We start from the raw sequence: 21,902 nt of genomic DNA, 5'->3' as shown, positions 1-21,902 counted from the left end.
CGTTCTGGCTACGCGGTGGGCAGCTTGTAGTCGGCGTACTCCTCGCGCAGGGTCTTCTTGGAGAACTTCCCGACCGAGGTCTTGGGCACCTCGTCGATGAAGACCACGTCGTCGGGGACCTGCCATTTGCCCAGGTTGTCGGCCAGGTAGCCGAGCAGCTCCTCCTTGGTCACCGACTCGCCGTCCTTGACCACCGCGAAGGCCAACGGCCGCTCGCCCCACTTCGGGTGCGCAACCGCCACGACGGCAGCCTCGGCGATGCTCGGGTGGCCCATGATGAGGTTCTCGATCGCGACGGTCGAGATCCACTCGCCACCGGACTTCACCAGGTCCTTGGTGCGGTCGACGATGCGTACGTAGCCCAGCGGGTCGATCGCGGCGATGTCACCGGTGCGCAGCCAGCCGTCGGGGGAGAAGGAGGTCGGTGCGTCGACCTTGTAGTAGCCCGACGCGATCCACGGGCCGCGGCACTCGAGCTCGCCGGTCGTCTCGCCGTCCCAGGGAAGCTCGTCGGTCGTCCCGGGCTCCACGATGCGGAGCTCCACGCCGACGGCGGGGATGCCAGGAGACGTACGGTAGTCGGCCTTCTCCTCCTCGGAGAGGTCGGTGATCTCGGCGCGCTCGTTGTACACGCTGCCGAGCGGCGACATCTCGGTCATGCCCCAGGCCTGGGTGATCGGCAGGCCGATCGCCTCGCGCCAGGCCTCGGAGAGCGACTTCGGCACCGCGGAGCCCCCGCAGATGACCACGCGCAGCGAGGAGAGGTCGGCGTCCTTCAGGAGCGGGACCATGCCCATCCAGATCGTGGGTACGCCGGCCGCGATCGTCACCTTCTCGGCCTCGAGGAGCTTGATGATGCCGGCGGGCGAGAGGTCGGGGCCGGGCAGGATCAGGTTGGCGCCGGCCAGCAGCGAGGAGTGGGCGAAGCCCCAGCCGTTGGCGTGGAAGAACGGCACCACCGGCAGCACCCGGTCGCGGTCGTTGGTGCCGAACAGCGTGCCGGCCAGGGAGGCCAGCGCGTGCAGGTACTGCGAGCGATGGGTGTAGACGACGCCCTTCGGGTTGCCGGTGGTGCCGGAGGTGTAGCAGATCCCGGCGGCGGTGCGCTCGTCGGTGACGCGGCCCTCGATCACCGCCTCCTCGGCGTCGGCCATCAGCTCCTCGTAGGAGACGACTCGCGGGTCGTCGGGGAGCGGGGTCGGCGCCCCGTCGTCCATCACGACGACGTGCTTGAGCGTGGTCAGCTGGGGGAGGAGCGGAGCCAGCAGACCGAGCAGCGACCGGTCCACGAAGACGGCCTCGTCCTCGGCGTGGTTGAAGGTGTAGACGAGCTGCTCGGGGAAGTAGCGGATGTTTCCGGTGTGCAGCACCCTGCCGGTGCAGGGGACGGAGTAGTAGAGCGCGAGGTGGCGCAGGGTGTTCCACGCGAAGCTCGCCACCCGGCCGTCCTCGGAGATGCCGAGCCGGTCGAGGACAGTGGCCTGCTTGCGTACCTCCACGGCCAGGTCCTTGAACGTGTTGCGCTCCAGACCTGTGGCGGTCTTGGTGACGATCTCCCGCGTCGGGAAGACGCGCTCGGCGCGCCGGATGATCGTGTCGATGGTCAGCGGTGCGTCTTGGATCAGTCCTTGCATGCTGCACATCGTTACCCAACGTGGCGTGGGTCACAACGAGTTCGCGCGAACTTCTTGCCAGGCGATGCGGTCGACCTGTGGCGCGCCGGATGCGCAGCGGTCAGAATCGACTGCGTGAGCACTCTCTTCGTCGCGGCCGGTGGTGGGGGTGATGCGCTCGGCGTGCTTCTGGCGCGCCGGGTCCTCGAGCCCGAGATGGACGACGGCGACGTGCTCGTCTCGACCTGCGCCTGGGAACGGCTTCGCATCGACCCGGTCCCGGGCCCGCGCTCGCGGGGCGACTTCGTCGGACTCCGCCTGGTCGACGGCGTCCGGGCAGAGATATCGACCACGACCGACACCCTTCCTCCGGGCCGGTCCGTCCTGCCGCGGCTGGCCGGTGACGTCGCCGCGCGCCTCTTCCTGCACGACCTCTCCGACGGTGCGGTCGGGCTCGCTCAGCAGCTCCAGCATCTCGCCCGGGCCCTCGGCGCCGACTCGCTCACGGTCGTCGATGTCGGTGGCGACGTGGTCGGGCGAGGCGACGAGCCCGGCCTGCTGAGCCCGTTGGCCGACTCGCTGACGCTGGCCGCTGCGTTGCGCAGCGATCTGCCGGTGCGGCTCGCCGTCGTCGGCCCCGGTGTGGACGGAGAGATCCCCGGAGAGCAGGTGATCGCCATCCTCGGCGGGCTCGGCGCGCGTCATGCGGGAACGCTGGGAACCGCGGATGTGGACCTGGTCAGCGACTCGCTCGCCTGGCACCCCACCGAGGCGACGACGCTGGCCGCGGCCGCCGCGCGCGGCCTTCGAGGTGCCGTGGAGATGAGGCGAGGACAGACTCCGGTCCCGGTGAGCGAGATGAGTGCCACCGTGTGGCGCCTCGATGTCGTCGAGACGTACGCCTTCCCGCTCGCCGAGGCGCTGATCAACACCCGCTCCCTGGGGAGCGCCGAGACGATCATCCGCGGCATCACCGTCGACGAGCTCGACTACGAGCGGCGACGGGCGAGGGAGCGTCGCGAGATCCCGTCGCGGACCGTGACCGCTGCCGACATCGCGAACGCGAGCCTCGCCCGCGGGGCTTCACACATCACCACCCGCCGCCTTCTGGAGGCGACGAGCGGGGACGTACCCAGCTACGAGACGGCGCGCTTCGACGGGCTCGGGCTGTGGGCCTTGGAAGCGCTCGCGCGGGGCTGAGACCGCTCAGACGACGGCCTCGGAGGTGGTGAGGGCCAGGGCGGGCGTGGAGGCGGCGCGCGGCCAGACCTCGGCGAGGATCTCGACTCCGCGGCGGACGAGCTCGGGCCGGGGCGTGATCGCCAGCCGCAGGTGACGCTCGTACGCGCCATCGACCCCGAACCGGGGCCCGGCGGTGACGAGCAGCCCGTGGGGTCTGGCGGCGAGGGTGAGCTGGGAGCTGACCGGCGCGGGCAGGCCGACCCAGGCGGAGAGACCACCGTCAATGCGCGGCGGCAGCTCCCAGTCAGGAAGGTGCTCCCGCATCGCGTGGTAGAGCGCCGCACGGCCGGCGGCGAGCTGGTCGGCTCGCTCGCGCAGGATCTCGGGGAGGTGCCGGAACAGGATCGTGGTGACCAGCTGCTCCCAGATCGGGGTGCCGAGGTCGGTGGCGGAGCGTCCGCTGGCGATCTGGGTCAGCAGCACCGGGTCGGCGCGGATCCAGCCGACCCGCAGCCCGCCCCACAGCATCTTGCTCGCCGAGCCGATGTGGACGACGCGGGCCCCGTGCTCGCCGGCCATCGCGGCCAGCGGCGGGAAGGTGTGAGGTCGGTCGATGTTCAGCTCGGCGGTGGTGTCGTCGGCCACGAGGAGGGTGTCGACCTTCGCCGCGGCGTGCAGCAGTCGGAGCCGGTCCTCGGTCGACATCGAGCGAGACGTCGGGTTGTGGAAGTCGGGCATGACGTACGCCATCACGGGGGTGGTCCGGGAGATGGCCGCCTCCATCGCGGGCATGTCCCAGCCGGCGTCGGTGGTTACCGGACTCGTGATGATCCGGGCGCCGGCGAGGCTCAGGGCGTCGTACGCGTTGGGGTAGGACGGGCTCTCCGCGTAGGCCCGGTCGCCGCGGCTGATCACGGTGCGGGCGAGCAGCGCGATCGCGCTCTGGCCGCCGGTGGTCACCATGATCTGGTCGGGATCGGTCGGCAGACCGCGATCGGTGTAGCGAGCCGCGATCTCGGCGCGGAGCTCCTCGATGCCCCACAACGTGTAGCCGGGTCCGGTCATGTGGTCGGCCAGCCGTCGGGTCGCCTCGACGGCGGCCTCCGGCAGCCGCCGGGTGGCCGGCAGAGTGGCTCTGACCAGGTCGATCTCGCCGCCTTCGGTGAACGAGTCAGGTGCTGTGGGTGGGAGCTTCGTCGTCGTACCCGACCCCTGGACGCTCAGCGCGTAGCCGTGCTCGCGCAGTCGCCGGTAGGCGGCCGTGATCGTGGTGCGGCTCAGCGTCAGCCGCTCGGAGAGCTCGCGCTCGGAGGGGAGACGTACGTCGGCGGAGAGTCGTCCGTCGATCAGCAGCAGCTGGATCCGTTCGGCGAGGTTCTCGTACGCCGGGCCTTCACCTTGCCACTGACCGAGCAGGCCAGCGAGCGCAGTGGCACCGATTCTTCCGCGAGGCATGAGGCCACCTTACCGCGATTGGCTTCTTTACCTTCGATTGGACCCGTGATTGGCTTTGCCATCGTGAAGGATCTCTCTGTGAAGTCGCTCTCCTGGTTGATAACTGGACTCTTCCTCTACGGCATCGCACTCGCCATGCTCGTGCAGGGCTCGCTGGGCCTGGCGCCCTGGAACACGCTGGCATCGGGACTCGTCGAGATCACCGGGATCTCCTTCGGGATGATGACCAACCTGATCGGGCTGGTCGTCCTGCTGCTCTGGATCCCGCTGCGGCAACGGCCCGGCGTCGGCACCGTGCTGAACGTCCTGCTCGTCGGCACCTCGGCGGAGATCGGCCTCTGGCTGCTTCCCCAACCGACGGAGCTGATGCCCCAGGTCGCGCTCTTCACCGGCGGCCTGCTCCTGCTGGCCGCGGCGACCGGGATCTACATCGCGCCCGGCCTCGGCCCGGGCCCGCGCGACGGCCTGATGACCGGCCTGCACGAGCGGACCGGCGCCCCGGTCTGGCTCTGCCGTGCGGGCGTCGAGATCACCGTCCTGGCGATCGGCTGGCTCCTCGGCGGAATGGTCGGCATCGGCACGGTCGCCGAGGCGCTGCTCATCGGTCCGATGGTGCACCGCACGCTGCCGTTCTTCCGGACGATGTACGCCGGGCGGGCGGCCGCCGCGGCGGTCGCCGCCGAAACACGCGCGAGTGCATGATTTAACCCACACGAATTTCCTGTGGCGCCCCCGACAGGATTCGAACCTGTGACCGTCGGATTAGAAGGCCGATGCTCTATCCAGCTGAGCTACGGAGGCGTGGCCCGAGTGAGCACCCCGCTGGAAGGGGGTTTGCGCAGGCCGCGCACGATCTTACCGGTGCCCGTATCCCCTGTGTGCATCGGAATCCGAAACGCTGGCCGGAGTGTTACCAAGGTGTGGGGGGTATTTGGGTGCACTGTCCCCACACTGTCGACGTGAGTGTCCGATTGGCGGACCACGAGGGTTCGAGACTGGACCCGATCATCGGTAAGGTCCCCGGACATGACTATGGAGTCCATGTGCACCTCGTGCGGTGCAGCCGTCACCGGTATGCGCTTCTGCACAGGTTGTGGGACCCCCGTCAGAAGCGCTCATCAGCCGCCGTCGCAGGGTGCACCGGAGCCGGTCGCACCCCCGCGACTGCCGCAGCGGGGTGCCGATCCTGAGCAGGGTGGTCTGTCGTTGCCGAGGCGTGGGCAGGAAGTCGCTACGCCCGCGCCCGAGGCCGACACGGAGCCGGCCCCGTTGCCGCTCGAGCAGGTCAGGCGTACGCCGGGGGCCTCGATGGCGCCCCAGCTGAGCATGACCGCGCCCAGCGGTGAGCAGCCGGCCTTCGGTGGTGGCATGGCGCCGCCGCCGGCGGGTTCGGACGGTGGGGGCCTGTTCGGGCTGGCGGCGCGTACGCCGAAGTTCGAGCCGGAGCTCGCCTCCCAGTCGCAGTCGCTCTTCCTGCCCAAGCGCAAGAAGGTCGAGGAAGAGCCCGAGCCGACCCCGGAGCCGATCCCGGAGCCGGAGCCGCAGGCACAGGCGGCCGCACCGACGCCGCTCCCTGATCTGCCGACACGGCCGCCGGCACAGGAGCGCGCACCCGAGCCGCCCGCGCCCGCGCCTGCCCCCGCCCCGCAGATGCCGGAACCGCAGGCGCCCCCGACCCCGGAGCCGATGGCCGCGCCTCCGCTGCCCGAGCGCCCGGCCGCGGCGTACCACCAGAGCGCGGAGCACCCGACCTTCGTCGAGCCGGCTCCGCAGTTCGGTAGCCCGGTTCCCGAGGCGACCTACGAAGCGACCCACGAGGCGATGCCGCCGGTCGAGCGACGCCAGCCCGAGCCGCTCCGTCCCGACGAGACCCAGGTCGCGATGAGCCCTCGGTTCGACGCCGTCGACGAGGAGGCCGGCGGGGGCACCCGTCCGCGTGACGAGTTCGAGCAGTTCGCGCCGCCGCAGCCGCAGTTCGACGCCCCGGCGCCCGAGTCGCGCTATGACGACGGCCAGCCCGATCTCGGCCAGCCCGACCAGGGCCAGCAGGCCCCGGCGTACGGCGACCCTGCCTACGCCCCGCTCGCGCCGCAGCTGGAGCCGGACCAGGCCCAGTGGTCCCCGGGCTACGACCAGCCCTATGGCCAGCCCTACGACCAGCCGTACGACCAGGGCTACGAGCAGTCCTTCGGACAGCCGCAGGACCGGTCCCAGGACGAGTTCGGCCAGCCGTACGGTGACCCCTACGGCCAGAACCCCTACACCGACGCCACCCTCGTGGGGCAGCCGCCGGTCGGCGGTGGGCCCAACACCCCGGCGCCGCCACCGATGGCGCCGCAGGGCTACGACCCGTACGGGAACGGCTACGACGCCCGCTACGAGCCGCAGCGCGGTCAGGGCGGTCAGGGCAAGGGACCTGGTGGTCTCGACCTGAAGCGCTGGGGCCTGATCGTCCTCGCGCTGGCCGTCGTGGTCGCGATCATCGCCTTCGTCATCGGCCTGATCAACAGCAACGGCGACGACGCCAACGCCGAGACCGGCTCCGCCACGGGCGCCACCACGGCCGAGGGCGGTGCCGCGGCCGAGGCCAAGAAGATCGATGACCTCATCAAGACCTCGGCCAAGGACAAGGCGGCCATCGGTGCCGCTCAGGCCGACCTCAAGGCGTGCGAGAACATCGACGAGGCGATCCAGACCTTCCAGGACGCCGCGGCCTCCCGCGAGAAGCTGGCCGCGGATGTCGCCAAGATCGACACCGCCGTCCTCCCGGGGTCGCGGAAGCTCGTCAAGAACCTCGAGTCCGCGTGGATGACCTCGCAGAACGCCGACCTGGCCTTCGCTGCCTGGGGCGAGAAGCGCAAGGTCAACGCCGACGGCGAGTGCGTCGGTGGCAAGGGCAAGCTGGAGAAGGCGACCACGCTCAGCCTGGCCAGTCACGACCCGAAGAAGGCCGCCGCCAAGGCATGGGGGCCGATCGCGGAGGAGTACAACCTCGAGCCCGTCGAGTGGACGAAGCTCTGAACTGATCTGGGCCTCGAGCTCAGCGTGAGCGGAGGTACGCCGCCATCGCCCGTTTGATGGCGGCGGCCGTCCGCGCCTGGAACCGGTCGGACTTCAGCAGGCGCGCGTCCTCGGCGTTGCGCATGTTGCCCGTCTCGAGCAGCACCTGCGGCACCGTGGTGAGGTTTAGGCCGGCCAGGTCGTCGCGCTCCACGAACCCGCCCTCACCGAGGTAGGAGGCCACCGGCATCCCGGTCTTCCGCATCTCGGTGCGGAGCAGCTGGGCGTAGCGTCGCGAGGGTTCGACGACTTCGTCGTTGGTGCCAGACGGCACCGGGATCAGCAGCGAGTAGCCCCGCTCGGACTCGGCTGCCCCGTCGGCGTGGATGTCGATCGCCACGTCGGCCTTCGCGTCGTTGATGATCTTCGCGCGCTTGTCGATGCACGGCCCGACCCCGTCGTTGCTGTCCCGGGTCATGACCACCTTCGCGCCGGACTCGCGCAGATCGGCGGCGAGCTTCGTGGCCACGGCCCAGGTGAAGTCGGTCTCCGGGTAGCCGTCGTCGGTCGCGGTGCCGGTCGTGTTGCACGGGCTCGGCGAGCGCCCGTTCCACACCGGCTCGTTGATCACCTCGGGCGCACCCGCGTTGCCGCCGTTGTGACCCGGGTCGATCCCGACCACGGCTCCCGCGAAGATGTCGTCCGAGCCGCTCGAGGCGGAGGCGGACGGGGACGCCTCTGCCGATGGCGATGCGGCGGGCTGCTGTCGTGGCGTACGTCCTGGACTGCACGCCATCAGGGCCGAGGCCAGGGCGAGGCAGCCGGCCACGGCGATCGCTGACCGAGGCAACTCGGTGAGCAGCCGCTTCCCTCGTGGAACTCCACGAGGGAAGCGCGACCCGACTGAGTCACCTCGGTCAGCATTCACGTCACAGATGCTGGCCCATCCACGCCTCGACGTCGTCGGCCGTACGCGGCAGGCCGGCGGAGAGGTTCACGGAGCCGTCCTTGGTGACGACGATGTCGTCCTCGATGCGGATGCCGATGCCGCGCAGCTCCTCGGGGACGAGCTTGTCCTCCTTCTGGAAGTAGAGGCCAGGCTCGACGGTGAGCACCATGCCCTCCTGCAGCGGGCCCTCGATGTAGGTCTCCTTCGACGCGGAGGCGCAGTCGTGGACGTCGAGGCCGAGCATGTGGGAGACGCCGTGGAGGGTCCAGCGGGAGTAGGTCTTGTTGTCCTCGGAGAGCGCTTCGTCGACCGAGACCGGCAGCAGACCGAGATCGTCGAGGCCGTGGGCGAGGATCTCCATGGCGGCGAAGTGGCCGGCCCGGAAGGTCACGCCCGGGCGGATCGCCTCGATGCCGGCCTGCTGGGCCTTGTATACGAGCTCGTAGAGGTTGCGCTGCAGCGGCGTGAACTTCCCGGAGATGGGCAGGGTGCGCGTGATGTCGGCGGTGTAGAGGTTGTGGCCCTCGACGCCCATGTCGAGCAGCACCAGCTCACCGGGGACGATCGGGCCGTCGTTGTCGATCCAGTGCAGCGTGGTGGCGTGGGAACCGCCGCCGACGATCGAGTCGTAGCCGAGGTCGTTGCCTTCCGCGCGGGCGCGGCGGAAGAAGGTGCCCTCGATCCAGCGCTCGCCGTGCTTCAGGACCTGGTCCCACTCGCGCACAGCGTCGGTGAAGCCGCGCACGGTGATGTCGCAGGCCTCCTTGAGCTCGCCGAGCTCCCATTCGTCCTTGATCAGGCGCAGCTCGGAGAGCGCCTTGGCGAACTCCTCGTCGCGGGAGGCCTCGGCGGGGGCGATCAGCTTGTCGACGTCGGCAGAGACTCCGCGGAGTACGCGGGTCGGGGTGCTGCCGGAGAGGTCGGACTCGAGCTGGTCGACGTGGCGTACCTCGATGCCGAGCGAGTCGGAGAGCTCACGGGCCGAGGGGCGCGCCCCGGCCCAGAGCGCGCCGTACTGACGGTCGCGGAAGAACTCGTCGGTGTCGCGACCGCTGCGCGGGCGGGCGTACAGGACCGAGCTGCCGTCAGGCTCGATCACGACGACGGCGTCGGAGGTCTGGTTGCCGGTCAGGTGCACGTGGGCGGTGTCGGCGCGGAAGCGGTAGTCGGTGTCGTTGGCGCGGACCTTGTAGGTGCCGGCCGGAACGACCAGCCGCTCACCCGGGAAGATGCCCGAGAGCCGCTGCCTGCGTGCGGCCGCCCAAGGCGTGATCGGATGCTCGGGAACCTCGACCTCGCGGTCGTCCCAGCCCTCCCTCATGAACTTGGACCACGCCTCCGGAACCGTCTGGTCGTGGCTCTCGGTGTGGTCGTCTGCAGGAGTGGGGGCGCCTTTGTCCGTCATACCGGAATCGTACGCCGCGCCGGATCCACAACGCTCGTGAGTTCCCAGGCCACGCGGGTCGCGAGGACGTCTCGATCGGTGTCTGGTCGCGCGTGCGGTCCGCCCGCCCGATAGTCTGGCGCGCATGGGGGCGATCCCGAAGGATCCGACGAGAAGCAACCGCACGTTCACCATCGTGGTGGGCGTGCTTGTCGTGCTGACCTCGCTGCCGGTGCTCGGCATCGTGCTGCTGAGCACCAGCGTCGTCAACGACCATCTTGCTCCGACCGGCGCGATCCTGGGAGTGCTCTTCGCGGCCATCCCGGTGGTGCCGCTGGTCTATGCCTTCCTGTGGCTGGACCGCTACGAACCCGAGCCGAAGTCGCTGCTGGCGCTCGGCCTGGGGTGGGGCGCCTTCGTCGCCGTTGCCGCCGCGCTGATCGTGCAGAGTGTGGGTGCGCTGCTCGCCGGGTGGAGCGAGCCGACCCAGCTCGCGATCGTGGCGCCGGTCACCGAGGAGGCGGCCAAGGGCCTGTTCCTCCTCGTGCTGCTGGTCTGGCGCCGCCACCTCCTCGACGGGGTGCTCGACGGGATCGTCTACGCAGGCATGGTCGGCATCGGCTTCGCCTTTACCGAGAACATCCTCTACCTGGGCGGCACCTACAACGGCACGCCCGGCATGGGCGACAGCTCGACAGGACACATCGGTGAGTTCACCGCCGTCTTCGTGATGCGCTGCCTGTTCAGCCCGTTCGCCCATCCCTTCTTCACCGCCGGCATCGGCATCGGCATCGGTGTCGCGGTGGTGACGCGCAAGCGCTGGTTGAAGGTCGTGGCGCCACTGCTGGGCTACGCCATCGCGGTACTCGCTCACGCCACCTGGAACGGCTCGACACTGCTCTATGACGGGGCCGGGTTCCTGCTGGCGTACGTCGTGGTGATGGTGCCTGCGTTCGTGTCCTTGGTCGTCTTCGCGGTGTGGCGGCGAAAGTCCGAGCGGATCGTGCTGACCCGGTCGCTGACCGACGCCGCCCAGCGCGGGCTGATTCCTTACACCGACATCGGCTGGGTGGTCGATCTGCGGCGCCGGGAGCAGGCGCGGAAGTTCGCGTCGACTCACGGAGGGGCTCAGGGGGTTGCGGCCATGCGTGAATACCAGCAGGCTGCCATCGAGCTCGGATACTTGCACTGGCGATTCCTGCGCGGCAACCCGCCGCCAGACTTCGCCGCCCGGGGGAGGGCATACGTTGACCGCATCAGTGAGGTACGTCCACACATCGCGTTCCCGAGCGGGCAGGTGATGATCGGATGAGTGAAGACCACAACCACGACGACACCGCTGCGAAGCCTGCCCCGGAGCCGGCTCCAGAGGCTGCTCCAGAGGCTGCTCCGGAGCCCCGGCCGGCCTACGAGGCGCTGACGGCGGGGATGCTCGCGGAGAAGCCGACCACCGAGTTCGAGGCCGTCCGGGCCGAGATCGAGGCGTCCGGCGGCGAGAGCAACCGGATGGTGACCTCTCTCATCCAGCTCCACCAGGCGCTGACCGAGGTCACCCTGCCGCTGGACCTGCCCGGCACCGACGAGCAGCGGGCCGCCAGGCAGAACATGGTCGAGCAGCTCGAGGACTACGTCATCCCGCGGATGATGACCATCGACGCGCCGCTCCTCGCGGTCGTCGGCGGCTCCACGGGCGCCGGCAAGTCGACGCTGGTCAACTCGCTGGTCGGCACCAAGGTGACCACGCCGGGGCTGCTGCGGCCGACGACCCGTTCGCCGGTGCTGGTGCACAACCCCGAAGACGGCCGCTGGTTCGGCCAGGACCGCCTGCTCCCCGAGCTGGAGCGGGTCAACCACCCGACCAACGACCCCGGCGCGCTGCAGCTGGTCGCCAGCGACCGGCTCCACCCCGGCCTGGCGATCCTGGACGCGCCCGACGTCGACTCGGTCGAGGAGGCCAACCGGGTCCTCGCGGCCGAGCTGCTCGCCGCGGCCGACCTGTGGGTCTTCGTCACCTCGGCCGCGCGGTACGCCGACCAGGTGCCCTGGGAGTTCCTCCAGCTCGCCGCCAACCGCTCCACCGCAGTGGCCGTGGTGCTCGACCGCACTCCGACCGAGGCCGTACAGACCGTCGCCGGCCACCTGGCCCGGATGCTCGCCTCGCGCGGGCTCAAGGATTCACCGCTCTTCATCGTCCACGAGGGCGAGGTCTCCGAGCACGGGATGCTGCCGGCCGAGCACGTCGCAGAGGTACGCGCCTGGCTCGACATGCTCGCCGACGACGCCACCGCGCGCCATCAGGTCGTCACCCAGACGCTCGACGGTGCGGTCCGGGCGCTGACCCTGGAGGTCCACCCGATCGCCGACACCGCGGACGGTCAGGGAGAGGCCGCTCAGCGGCTGCGTGCCGATGCGGACATGGCCTACGACGAAGCGCTCAAGTCGATCATGGCGGCGACCGCCGACGGGACGCTGCTGCGCGGCGAGGTGCTCGCGCGCTGGCAGGAGTTCGTCGGCACCGGGGAGATCCTCAAGGCGCTCGAGACGCGGGTCGGCATGCTGCGCGACAAGATCCTCGGCTCGATCAAGGGCAAGCCGCAGCAGGCCGAACGGGTGACCGAGGCCGTGCAGGGTGGCCTGGAGATGCTGATCCTGGAGCAGTGCGAGGCGGCTGCCGAAAGGGCCGAAGCGGCCTGGCAGATGAGTCCCGCCGGGCGCGGGCTGCTCGCCACCGGCCCTGCCGACCTCGGCCGAGCCTCGCGTGCGCTGCGGCCCAAGGCCGAGCGTGCGGTGCGCGACTGGCAGCAGGACGTGCTCGACATGGTGCGCAGCGAGGGCCAGGACAAACGTACGACCGCGAAGTTCCTCTCCTACGGGGTCAACGGCCTCGGCGTGGCGCTGATGGTGGTGGTCTTCGCCTCGACCGGTGGAGCGCTCGTCGGTGCCGAGGTGGGCATCGCCGGCGGCACGCTCCTGCTCGGCCAGAAGCTGCTGGAGGCGGTCTTCGGCGACCAGGCCGTTCGCGGGCTCGCGTCTAAGGCGCGCAAGTCGCTGGAGGTACGCATCGTGGGGCTCGTCGACGAGGAGCGTGCGCGCTACACGGGTCAGGTCGACGCGCTGCAGATCGACCACGGTGCACCGGAGCGACTGCGGCACGCCGCGCGGAAGGTCGGCGACGCTCGTTTCGCCAGCCAGCGCGGCGATGACTGAGACTTGTCAGGAACTGAAGGGGGATCATTGAGCGGCCTGCTCGAAGGTGCAAAGAACCTGGTCAGCCGAGGTGGAGACCTCGGTGATCGGCTGGACGGACTGACCGCTGCGACCGTGGCGGCGACCGGGCGCCTCGACGACGGACTCGTCGAGGACGCGCGCTCGGTGGTCAACAAGGCTCAGGGACGCCTCAAGCTCTCCGCCGACCACACGGTCGTCGGGGTCGCCGGGGCGACCGGGTCGGGCAAGTCGTCCACGTTCAATGCCCTGACCGGGCTGGAGCTCTCTGCCGTCGGGGTCCGGCGGCCGACCACGTCGTGGGCGACCGCCTGCGTGTGGGGTTCGGAGGGCGCTCAGGAGCTGCTCGAGTGGCTCGGCATCCCCGAGCGTCACCAGACCACCCGCGACTCGATGCTCGACACCCGCCGCGAAGGGCACGAGCTCGACGGCGTCGTGCTGCTCGACCTGCCCGACCACGACTCCACCGAGGTCTCCCACCATCTCGAGGTCGACCGGTTGGTCGAGCTCGCCGACATGCTGGTGTGGGTGCTCGACCCACAGAAGTACGCCGACGCGGCCATCCACGACCGCTACCTTCAGCCGCTCCGGACCCACTCCGAGATCATGGTCGTGGTGCTCAACCACATCGACCGCGTTCCCGAGGACCGTCGTGAGTCGATGCTGGGTGACGTACGCCGCCTGCTCGACCAGGACGGCCTGCGCAACGTCCCGGTGATCCCGGTCTCGGCCAAGCTCGGCTGGGGGATCCCGCAGCTCAAGACCGAGATCGCTCAGCGGGCCGCGGCGAAGCGGGCCAACAAGTCCCGGCTCTCGGCCGACATCAAGACCGCTGCCGTGAAGCTCGCCAAGGCGTCCGGCGACGCCAAGCCGCGCTCCCTGGCCAAGCCCCGGGTGGAGGCCCTCGAGGACGCGATCTCGGAGGCCGCCGGGGTGCCGACCGTGGTGGACGCGGTCGAGCGATCCGTACGCACCCGGGCCCGTGCGGCCACGGGCTGGCCGCTGGTCTCGTGGGTCTCCCGGTTGAAGCCGGATCCCTTGAAGCGGCTTCACCTGGCGCTGGGGGAGGAGGCGACCCAGCTGGCTGGGCGCGCCCGGACCTCGCTGCCGCAGACCACCGCCGTCGAGCGCGCGCGGGTCGACACCGAGGTGCGTCAGCTGGCCGACGAGGCCGGCGCCGGGCTCGCCTCGCCGTGGCGCGACGCGATCCGGCGGGCATCGGTATCGCGGATGGGTGACCTCGCCGACCGGCTCGACGCCTCGGTCGGAGGAGTCGACCTGAACGCCGAGCGGCTGCCGCTGTGGACCGGGCTGGTCAAGGCCCTCCAGTGGCTCCTGATCATCCTCGCCACCGTCGGCCTGGTGTGGTCGCTGGCGCTGCTTCTCTCGGGAGCCGCTCAGGTCGGCGACGTGACGCCTTCTGTCGCCGGGGTCGAGCTGCCGTACGTCCTGTTCATCGGGGGTGTCGGGCTCGGGCTGGTGCTGTGGGCCGTCTGCCATCTGCTGGTGATCACCACCGCTCGACGTCGGGCGCGCGCGGCCGATGCGCGGCTGCGTACGGCGGTCGCCGACGTCTCACGTGAGCTCGTCGTCGACCCGATCGAGACCGAGCTGGCGGCCTACACCGCCCTGCGGCACGGGGTGGCCAAGGCGCTGCGCTGATCGGTCGGCGGGCCGATCACTGTCCACAGGGACGGTTCGATCCGGGGTTGTCCACAGGCGGACGTACGCCGCCCGGAACTGTCGGTGGTCGAGCGCAGGGTTGTCTCCGAGGCCCGCATCAGGCGGGCGCGAACTCTGAGGAGACAACGATGAACGACTCGATCATCACCCTGCGCGGCAACGTCGGCGCTGACCCCGTCGTGCGGAGCGTCGGTGAGTTCTCGGTCGCGAACTTCCGGATGGCGTGCACACCGCGGAAGCTCAACCGGTCCACCGGAGAGTGGAGCGACGGCGTGACGCAATGGTTCTCGGTGAGTGCTTGGCGTCAGCTGGGGGAGAACGTCGGGCGCTCGCTGCGAAAGGGCGACCCCGTGGTCGTCCAGGGACGGCTCTCGACCCGCAGCTACGTCAACAAGGACGGGCTCGAGGTCAACACTTTCGAGGTCGAGGCGACCGTAGTCGGTCACGACCTCAACCGCGGCATGAGCAGTCTCTCGCGCAACCCGCGCTCCCTGGCCGCGGTCGCCGCCCCCGCCCCTGGACCCCGCGACGACGACCCCGAGCGCGACCCGCTCTCCGACTGGCGGGCGCCGGGCGCGGACCCGTGGGACCAGAAGCCGGCAACCGCGGACGATGGCGAGGCGACTGATGAGACGGAGACGTCCGTGGCGGCCTGAGGTGAGCCGGGCGTGCGGCGGGGTGCGCCGGTTGTACCGGCGTGCCTCTCCCTCATTAGGGTGGGCACCATGGCCGACTACATCCTTTCCCTGCGCAATGTGCGCAAGGCCCATGGCGACAAGGTCGTCCTCGACAACGTCACCCTCTCGTTCCTGCACGGTGCCAAGATCGGCGTTGTCGGCCCGAACGGCATGGGTAAGTCCTCGCTGCTCAAGCTGATGGCGGGGCTGGACCATCCCAACAACGGTGACATCGTCCGCGACCAGGACGCGACCGTCGGGATGCTCCAGCAGGAGCCGCCGCTGACCGAGGGCAAGACCGTCCTCGAGAACGTCGAGGAGGCCGTCAGCGAGATCAAGACGAAGATGAAGCGCCTCGAGGACGCCTACATGGAGATGGGTGACCCCGATGCCGATCAGGACGCCCTGATGGCCGAGACCGGTGATCTCCAGACCTTCCTGGACAACATCAACGCCTGGGACATCGACTCCAAGCTGGAGCAGGCGATGGACGCGCTGCGCTGCCCTCCGGGCGACGCGATCGTCGACAACCTCTCCGGTGGTGAGCGCCGCCGCGTCGCGCTGTGCAAGCTGCTCCTGCAGGAGCCCGACCTGCTGCTCCTCGACGAGCCCACCAACCACCTCGACGCCGAGTCGGTGCAGTGGCTCGAGGGCCACCTGAAGAGCTACAAGGGCGCCGTCCTGGCGGTCACCCACGACCGTTACTTCCTCGACAACGTCGCCGAGTGGATCGCCGAGGTCGACCGCGGCTCGATCCACGGCTACGAGGGCAACTACTCCACCTACCTGGAGACCAAGAAGGACCGTCTCAAGGTCGAGGGCCTCAAGGACGCCAAGCGCGCCCGGATGCTCGAGAAGGAGCTGGAGTGGGTCCGCTCCAACGCCAAGGCCCGCCAGACCAAGTCGAAGTCGCGTCTGGCCCGCTACGAGGAGCTCGCCGCCGAGGCCGACAAGGCCCGCAAGATCGACACCGCCGACATCAACATCCCGCCGGGCCCGCGCCTGGGCGACGTGGTGATGGAGGCCAAGGGTCTGGTCAAGGGCTTCGAGGGCCGCACGCTGTGGGACGACATCTCGTTCTCGCTCCCGCGCGCGGGCATCGTCGGCATCGTGGGCCCCAACGGCGTCGGTAAGACCACGCTGTTCCGGATGATCACCGGCTCCGAGAAGCCCGACGCGGGTGAGCTCAACGTCGGCCAGACGGTGAAGATCTCCTACGTCGACCAGAGCCGCGGCGGCATCGACCCCAACAAGAACGTCTGGGAGGTCGTCTCCGATGGCCTGGACTTCATCAAGGTCGCCAACTTCGAGATGAACTCGCGGGCCTACGTCGCCTCGTTCGGCTTCAAGGGTCCCGACCAGCAGAAGAAGGCCGGCGTGCTCTCCGGTGGTGAGCGCAACCGCCTCAACCTCGCGCTCACCCTGAAGCAGGGCGGCAACATGCTGCTGCTCGACGAGCCCACCAACGACCTCGACGTCGAGACGCTCTCCTCCTTGGAGGACGCGCTGCTCGACTTCCCCGGCTGTGCCGTGGTCACCTCCCACGACCGGTGGTTCCTCGACCGCATCGCCACCCACATCCTCGCCTGGGAGGGCACCGAGGAGAAGGAGGGCGAGTGGTTCTGGTTCGAGGGCAACTTCGAGTCCTATGAGGCCAACAAGATCGAGCGCCTCGGCCAGGAGGCCGCCCGCCCCCACCGCGTCACCCACCGTCGCCTCACCCGCGACTGACCAACCGCCGAGTCGGCGCGTTCTGACCAAAACCCACGCCGAGTCGGCTCGTTACAACGAGCCGACTCGGCGTGTTTGTCACAGGGTTGCGGGCTCGTGCGTCTCTGCCGGGCGTACGCCGTTCACGGCGGGGGTGATCCGGCGCTCGAGGCGCATCGAGGCGGCGACGATGCCGACACAGCCGACCACCATCAGCGCGATGAACATCGTCGACTGGCCGTGCTCGAGCAGGAAGCCGGCCAGGATCGGGCCGACGATCGCCCCGGTCTGGAACGAGGCCGAGTTGATCGCGTTGTAGCGTCCGCGCAGATGGTCGGGCGCCATGTCGTTGGTCAGTGCCGGGTAGGCCGACTGCATCAGCGTCTCGCCGAGCGCGAAGAAGAGTCCCTGGAAGGCGACCACGCCGACGATGGCCGCGACGGAGCCGGGAACCAGGCCGGTCGCCCCGAACACCACCCAGGCGACGGCCCAGATGGCAGCCGTGGCGACGAGCACCCGAGTACGCCGCTTGCCGCTGACCCGGTTCATCACCCAGAACTGGGCGAGCACGATCACGGCGCAGTTCACCACGAACGCGAACCCGATGACCCGGGTGGAGACCTCGGCGATCTGACGCGAGTAGGCCGGGAACCCGCTCTCGATCTGGCCGTAGCCGAGGGTCGAGAGCAGAACCCCGATCACCACCAGCCAGACGACCTCGGGACGACGCAGGATCTTGGCGTACGACGCGGTGGCGTCGGGCTCGTCGGCGGCAGGTCGCGCGGCGCGGCCGTGCAGATGACGCAGCGGGCCGAGCAGGACCAGGGCAGGGATCGTGAAGGTGGCGGCGTTGGCGAGGAAGGCGTAGGTGAAGGTCTCGGGCCGGCTCACGTCGATGAAGAGACCACCGATGACACCGCCGACGCCGATGCCGAGGTTGATCAGCGCGAAGTTCACGCCGTAGTAGCGCTGCCGGAGCTCACCCTCGACCACGGTGGCGACCAGCGCGTTCGCGGCCGGCCACGACACCCCGGCCTGGACGCCCAGAAGGCACAGTGCCGCACCGGCGAGCACCGGGGTGGTGGCGAAGGCAAGCATGACGTCGCCCGCGATCGCGCAGACCAGACCGCCGAGGATGACGGGACGGGCTCCGTACTTGTCGATCAGGCTGCCCGCCGGGCCAGTGACGATGAAGCCGGTGATGGCGATCAGGCCCATCAGGGTGCCGGCGAGGCCGAGGTCGAAGCCGCGTACCTCGTGCAGGTAGATGATCGTGAACGGCAGCGTCATGCCGCGACCGAGGAGCTGGATCGCAACCGTCGACAGGAGCCAGCGGCCCTCGCGTGGAAGTGCGGCTATGAAGTCACGGAGACCGAGAGCAGGGGGAGTCGACACCGCACAATCTTCGCCTTTACCTGGAGCCGTGGCGAATTGTTTCTAGGGGCTTGTGACGGCTCGGGGCGACACGATTGCCGGGCTTAGGTCCCGGCTCATTCTGCCGTTGGTCCCGACTGTTTCAGGGCTCTTGTCCCGGGTGCGGATCGAACCTTCGGTGACAACTTCCTTGCCGTTAAGGGGTGCCAGTGCATGGAACAGCTCGTAGACAGGGCTAACGTAATGCCCCGTGGGTGATGAGACTCGGTGGCTGGATGAAGAGCAACAGCGCTCCTGGCGTGCGCTGATGATGGGGATGACCCTGCTCGATGACCGCCTGGATGCCGATCTACGCACCCGCTTCGACATCTCGCTGCCGGAGTACGAGATCCTCGTACGCCTCTCCGAGAACGACGGCGCGATGCGGATGGCTCAGCTCGCCGACTCCCTGGCCCACTCGCGCTCCCGGATCACGCACACGATCACCCGGATGGAGCGTGCCGGACTGGTCGAGCGCCGCAACTCCGCCGACGACGGCCGGGGTGTCGTCGCCACCCTCAGCGAGCGCGGCTTCGGGCTGCTGCGCGAAGCGGCCCCCGTCCACGTCACCGGCGTACGCGACTACCTCATCGATCTGGTCAGCGAGGACGACTTCGCGGCTCTGGGTCGCGTGATGAACGCCGTCTCCGACCACCTCATCAGCGACCGCCCCGGCATCGAGATGCGCTGAAACGCCGACTCGGCGCGTTATAACGCGCCGACTCGGCGCGCCTGCCTGGGGCAGACGCGCCGAGTCGAGGAGTGTGTCAGATGCGCTCGAGGATCATCGCCATGCCCTGGCCGCCGCCGACGCACATGGTGATCAGACCGGTGGTCTTGTCGTGCCAGTCAAGGCTGTTGAGCATGGTGTTCTGCAGGCGCGCGCCGGTCATGCCGAAGGGGTGACCGACGGCGATGGCGCCACCGTTGATGTTGAGGCGGTCGATGTCGATGCCGAGGTCCTGGTAGGACGGGATCACCTGGGCCGCGAAGGCCTCGTTGATCTCGACCAGGTCGATGTCGCCGATCGACATGCCGGCGTACTTCAGCGCATTCCGGGTCGCCTCGACCGGGCCGAGGCCCATGATCTCGGGGGAGAGGCCGGAGACGCCGGTGGACACGATTCGCGCCAGCGGGGTGACGCCGAGCTCGGCGGCCTTGGCGTCGGACATGACCACGACAGCGGCGGCGCCGTCGTTGAGGGCGCAGCAGTTGCCGGCGGTGACGGTGCCGTCCTCGCGGAAGACCGGCTTGAGGCCGGAGATGGCCTCCAGGGTCACGCCCGCGCGGGGGCCGTCGTCGGCCGAGACGACGGTGCCGTCAGGAGTGGTGACCGGGGTGATCTCGCGGGCCCAGAAGCCGTCGGCGATGGCCTTCTCGGCGAGGTTCTGGGAGCGTACGCCGAACTCGTCCATCTCCTGGCGCGAGATGCCGCGCGAGGTGGCGAGGTTCTCAGCGGTCTGGCCCATCGCGATGTAGACGTCCGGCAGCAGGCCGTCCTCGCGCGGGTCGTGCCACTTCTCGTTGGTGCCGGCGGTCGCGGTGGTCCGCGACTGGGCGTCGTCGAAGAGGTGGTTGACGGTGTCGGGCAGGTGGTCCGAGGTGCCCTTGACGAAGCGGGACACGGTCTCGACGCCGGCCGAGACGATGATGTCGGCCTCGCCGGCCTTGATCGCGTGCAGCGCCATCCGCGAGGTCTGCACCGAGGAGGAGCAGTAGCGGGTGATGGTCGCGCCGGGCACCTTGTCCCAGCCGTTCAGCACGGAGACCACACGGCCCATGTTGTTGCCCGACTCGCCGCCCGGCAGACCACACCCGAGCAGCAGGTCGTCGATGTCGTTGGGGTCGAGACCCTCGACCTTGCCGACTGCTTCCTTGGTGATGAGTGCCGCAAGGTCGTCGGGACGGAAGTCCTTCAGAGATCCCTTGTTGGCTCGCCCGATCGGAGTGCGGGCGGCGGCGACGATGACTGCCTCAGGCATGAAGACTCCCGGTTACTGATGAGTAGGTTGAACTGTGGTCGACACCATACTCGCCCGGACAGCGTCTGGTCGCCAGGCCCAGTGCCCAAGATCATCTGGAAGGATCGGCCACGTGCGCCACCTCTACGAATGCCCCATGCGTTGGGCCGACCTCGACATGCTCGGCCACGTCAACAACGTCGTCTACGTCGACTACCTCCAAGAGGCGCGCGTCGACATGCTGCGCACGCACGCCCGGAGCCCGCAGACCCAAGGCCTGGCCGAGGGTGTCGTGGTGGCCAGCCACCAGGTCACGTACGTCGCCCCGCTGCTCTTCGACTTCACGCCGGTCTACGTCGAGTCGTGGGTGACAGACATCCGGGCGGCCAGCTTCACGATGGCCTACGAGATCTTCCGCGACCAGCCCGACGGCACCCGCAAGGTCTTCCTGCGGGCGAGCACGGTCCTGGCACCGTACGTCTTCGCCACCGAGTCGCCGCGCCGGCTCAAGCCTGAGGAGAAGGCCAACCTCCAGCCGTACCTCGAGGCCTACCCGGAGGAATGGGCGCCGAAGCCGCTCGCGCTGGGCGAGACGAAGCGGCTCGAGGACGGGCGCTTCCCGCTCTTCGTCCGCTTCTCCGACGTCGACGCCTACGGGCACGTGAACAACGTGAAGTACTTCGAGTACTTCCAGGAGTCGCGACTGGCGCTGATGAAGCGGCTCAGCTCCCACAACGAGATCAACGGCTGGCCTTCGGTCGTGGTCGCGCAGACCGACGTCACCTACCACGCGCCCGTCCTCGCTCGCTCGGAGCCGTACGACGTGTGGAGCTACGTCTCCCGGCTGGGCACCAAGTCGATGACGATCGAGTCCGAGATCGCCGACGGAGACCTCAGGCTGGCCCGCGGGCAGGTCACGCTGGTCTTTTACGACCTGGAGTCGGGGAAGGCCATCGAGCCCAGCCCGCAGGTGCGTGCGGCCGTCGAGAGCGTGCTCTAGACAGCCTCAGTCGCGCCGGTCGTCATCGTCGCAGTCGTCGCGGCGATCGTAGCGGTGCTCGTCGTGGTGGTCGCGCCGGCAGCCGTCGCTGTCGCGGTCGCCGTACCAGCCGTCCGCGTCGGCCCACTCGCTCCAGTCCCAGCCGTCCTGGGTCGCGGTGAAGTCCTGGCTGGGCATGGACGGGACGCCTGAGGTCTCGTCCGACTTCTCCCCGGCGCGCGTCTTCCGGGCGCTCAGCGTGCTGCCCTCGGCCGGGGATTGCGCGCTCGGCGCGGAGTCGGGTGGCGCGAGCAGGTCGCGGGAGGCGAGCTGGGTGGCGAGCGAGGCGTCGGCCGGAGGGGGCAGCGTGCCGACCGAGGTGTCCTCGGCGGCGTCGATGGGCTCGGGCGGACCGGTCGGGCCATCAGCGAGCGGAGTCTGCGGACCGGTCGCCTGCTGCGCGGGCTGGCTCGACTGGTCCGGTCCGATCGACCGTAGACCCCCGATGAGCAGTGCCATCGCGACGATGGCGACGACTGCAAGCCCGATGCCGACGATAGCCCGCTGAATTGCCCGCATGCGTCCTCCGAGAGCGCTCTGGTCAACTAAATGTTCTGCTTGAGTCCAGTAGCCTCCCAGTGCTTACGTCAGTTGTCGAGAAGCGGGACCTT

The 21,902-nt window shown here is 69.4% G+C and carries 17 protein-coding genes and 1 tRNA gene; 10 read left to right on the top strand and 8 right to left on the bottom strand.

Going from position 1 to position 21,902, the window contains the following annotated elements; genetic code table 11:
- Nucleotides 1-8: 8 nt before the first annotated feature.
- On the bottom strand, nt 9-1,634 hold the full coding sequence (locus AB0F44_RS25275; RefSeq protein ID WP_357359418.1) for a long-chain fatty acid--CoA ligase: 1,626 nt from the start codon (nt 1,632-1,634) through the stop codon (nt 9-11).
- A gap of 114 nt (nt 1,635-1,748) precedes the next feature.
- On the opposite strand from AB0F44_RS25275, the gene AB0F44_RS25270 reads away from it, so the two are divergent.
- Entirely contained in the window at nt 1,749-2,813 is a 1,065-nt protein-coding gene (locus tag AB0F44_RS25270) for a DUF1152 domain-containing protein (RefSeq protein WP_357359416.1), read from the top strand.
- 6 nt (nt 2,814-2,819) lie between these two features.
- On the opposite strand, the gene AB0F44_RS25265 is transcribed toward AB0F44_RS25270, so the two are convergent.
- A complete protein-coding gene (locus AB0F44_RS25265) occupies nt 2,820-4,250 on the bottom strand; it encodes a PLP-dependent aminotransferase family protein (RefSeq protein ID WP_357359414.1) in 1,431 nt (476 codons plus the stop codon).
- A 78-nt stretch (nt 4,251-4,328) separates the two neighbouring features.
- Here AB0F44_RS25265 and AB0F44_RS25260 point away from each other — a divergent pair, with 78 nt between their 5' ends.
- The gene (locus AB0F44_RS25260; protein WP_357359412.1) at nt 4,329-4,952 is read left to right on the top strand and encodes a hypothetical protein; all 624 of its coding nucleotides are present in this window, start codon (nt 4,329-4,331) and stop codon (nt 4,950-4,952) included.
- Nucleotides 4,953-4,974: 22 nt separating this feature from the next.
- On the opposite strand, the gene AB0F44_RS25255 is transcribed toward AB0F44_RS25260, so the two are convergent.
- Nucleotides 4,975-5,051, bottom strand: a tRNA-Arg gene (locus AB0F44_RS25255).
- 468 nt (nt 5,052-5,519) lie between these two features.
- Here AB0F44_RS25255 and AB0F44_RS25250 point away from each other — a divergent pair.
- Nucleotides 5,520-7,271, top strand: a complete 1,752-nt coding sequence (locus AB0F44_RS25250) for a hypothetical protein (RefSeq protein ID WP_357359410.1) — start codon at nt 5,520-5,522, stop codon at nt 7,269-7,271.
- A 19-nt stretch (nt 7,272-7,290) separates the two neighbouring features.
- Here the strand turns inward: AB0F44_RS25250 and AB0F44_RS25245 are convergent, their stop codons facing one another.
- Together AB0F44_RS25245 and AB0F44_RS25240 are read right to left on the bottom strand one after the other, a co-directional pair.
- Nucleotides 7,291-8,178, bottom strand: coding sequence for an N-acetylmuramoyl-L-alanine amidase (locus AB0F44_RS25245; RefSeq protein WP_357359408.1), 888 nt, complete (start codon nt 8,176-8,178; stop codon nt 7,291-7,293).
- A 1-nt stretch (nt 8,179) separates the two neighbouring features.
- Complete coding sequence (locus AB0F44_RS25240) at nt 8,180-9,604, bottom strand: aminopeptidase P family protein (protein WP_357359406.1); 1,425 nt, start codon at nt 9,602-9,604, stop codon at nt 8,180-8,182.
- 124 nt (nt 9,605-9,728) lie between these two features.
- On the opposite strand from AB0F44_RS25240, the gene AB0F44_RS25235 reads away from it, so the two are divergent.
- The 5 genes from AB0F44_RS25235 (at nt 9,729) to ettA (ending at nt 16,899) form a co-directional block, all read left to right on the top strand.
- A complete protein-coding gene (locus AB0F44_RS25235) occupies nt 9,729-10,895 on the top strand; it encodes a PrsW family intramembrane metalloprotease (protein WP_350666223.1) in 1,167 nt (388 codons plus the stop codon).
- Nucleotides 10,892-12,790, top strand: a complete 1,899-nt coding sequence (locus tag AB0F44_RS25230; RefSeq protein ID WP_357359404.1) for a dynamin family protein — start codon at nt 10,892-10,894, stop codon at nt 12,788-12,790. The genes AB0F44_RS25235 and AB0F44_RS25230 overlap by 4 nt, the downstream gene beginning before the upstream one ends.
- A 27-nt stretch (nt 12,791-12,817) precedes the next feature.
- Nucleotides 12,818-14,470 (top strand): YfjP family GTPase, encoded by a 1,653-nt coding sequence (locus AB0F44_RS25225; protein ID WP_357359402.1) that lies wholly within the window; start codon nt 12,818-12,820, stop codon nt 14,468-14,470.
- Nucleotides 14,471-14,619: 149 nt separating this feature from the next.
- Nucleotides 14,620-15,147 carry a single-stranded DNA-binding protein gene (gene ssb / locus AB0F44_RS25220; RefSeq protein WP_357359400.1) on the top strand — a complete coding sequence of 176 codons (528 nt, stop codon included), beginning with the start codon at nt 14,620-14,622 and terminating at the stop codon, nt 15,145-15,147.
- 69 nt (nt 15,148-15,216) lie between these two features.
- Nucleotides 15,217-16,899: an energy-dependent translational throttle protein EttA gene (gene ettA, locus AB0F44_RS25215; RefSeq protein ID WP_350666230.1), complete on the top strand. Its 1,683-nt coding sequence runs from the start codon at nt 15,217-15,219 to the stop codon at nt 16,897-16,899.
- A gap of 78 nt (nt 16,900-16,977) precedes the next feature.
- Here the strand turns inward: ettA and AB0F44_RS25210 are convergent, their stop codons facing one another.
- Nucleotides 16,978-18,273, bottom strand: coding sequence for an MFS transporter (locus AB0F44_RS25210; protein WP_357359398.1), 1,296 nt, complete (start codon nt 18,271-18,273; stop codon nt 16,978-16,980).
- Between the two features lie 229 nt (nt 18,274-18,502).
- Between AB0F44_RS25210 and AB0F44_RS25205 the strand changes: the two genes are divergently transcribed.
- Complete coding sequence (locus AB0F44_RS25205) at nt 18,503-18,982, top strand: MarR family transcriptional regulator (RefSeq protein ID WP_357359396.1); 480 nt, start codon at nt 18,503-18,505, stop codon at nt 18,980-18,982.
- A 76-nt stretch (nt 18,983-19,058) separates the two neighbouring features.
- On the opposite strand, the gene AB0F44_RS25200 is transcribed toward AB0F44_RS25205, so the two are convergent.
- Nucleotides 19,059-20,273: an acetyl-CoA C-acetyltransferase gene (locus AB0F44_RS25200; protein ID WP_357359394.1), complete on the bottom strand. Its 1,215-nt coding sequence runs from the start codon at nt 20,271-20,273 to the stop codon at nt 19,059-19,061.
- A gap of 136 nt (nt 20,274-20,409) precedes the next feature.
- Here AB0F44_RS25200 and AB0F44_RS25195 point away from each other — a divergent pair, with 136 nt between their 5' ends.
- Nucleotides 20,410-21,252 (top strand): thioesterase family protein, encoded by an 843-nt coding sequence (locus AB0F44_RS25195; protein ID WP_357359393.1) that lies wholly within the window; start codon nt 20,410-20,412, stop codon nt 21,250-21,252.
- Between the two features lie 6 nt (nt 21,253-21,258).
- Here the strand turns inward: AB0F44_RS25195 and AB0F44_RS25190 are convergent, their stop codons facing one another.
- Nucleotides 21,259-21,810 (bottom strand): hypothetical protein, encoded by a 552-nt coding sequence (locus AB0F44_RS25190; protein WP_357359392.1) that lies wholly within the window; start codon nt 21,808-21,810, stop codon nt 21,259-21,261.
- Nucleotides 21,811-21,902: the final 92 nt, after the last annotated feature.

This window comes from Nocardioides sp. NPDC023903 (assembly GCF_040639295.1).
Taxonomy (GTDB): domain Bacteria; phylum Actinomycetota; class Actinomycetes; order Propionibacteriales; family Nocardioidaceae; genus Nocardioides.
The sequence above is the reverse complement of the archived record's forward strand: the minus strand, read 5'-3'. Positions and strand labels throughout refer to the sequence as shown.

Coding starts and splice junctions, on each gene's coding strand:
- AB0F44_RS25190 (WP_357359392.1), bottom strand. CDS start 21,810: ATGCGGGCAATTCAGCGGGCTATCGTCGGCATCGGGCTTGCAGTCGTC.
- AB0F44_RS25265 (WP_357359414.1), bottom strand. CDS start 4,250: ATGCCTCGCGGAAGAATCGGTGCCACTGCGCTCGCTGGCCTGCTCGGT.
- AB0F44_RS25230 (WP_357359404.1), top strand. CDS start 10,892: ATGAGTGAAGACCACAACCACGACGACACCGCTGCGAAGCCTGCCCCG.
- ettA (WP_350666230.1), top strand. CDS start 15,217: ATGGCCGACTACATCCTTTCCCTGCGCAATGTGCGCAAGGCCCATGGC.
- AB0F44_RS25235 (WP_350666223.1), top strand. CDS start 9,729: ATGGGGGCGATCCCGAAGGATCCGACGAGAAGCAACCGCACGTTCACC.
- ssb (WP_357359400.1), top strand. CDS start 14,620: ATGAACGACTCGATCATCACCCTGCGCGGCAACGTCGGCGCTGACCCC.
- AB0F44_RS25195 (WP_357359393.1), top strand. CDS start 20,410: ATGCGTTGGGCCGACCTCGACATGCTCGGCCACGTCAACAACGTCGTC.
- AB0F44_RS25275 (WP_357359418.1), bottom strand. CDS start 1,634: ATGCAAGGACTGATCCAAGACGCACCGCTGACCATCGACACGATCATC.
- AB0F44_RS25200 (WP_357359394.1), bottom strand. CDS start 20,273: ATGCCTGAGGCAGTCATCGTCGCCGCCGCCCGCACTCCGATCGGGCGA.
- AB0F44_RS25240 (WP_357359406.1), bottom strand. CDS start 9,604: ATGACGGACAAAGGCGCCCCCACTCCTGCAGACGACCACACCGAGAGC.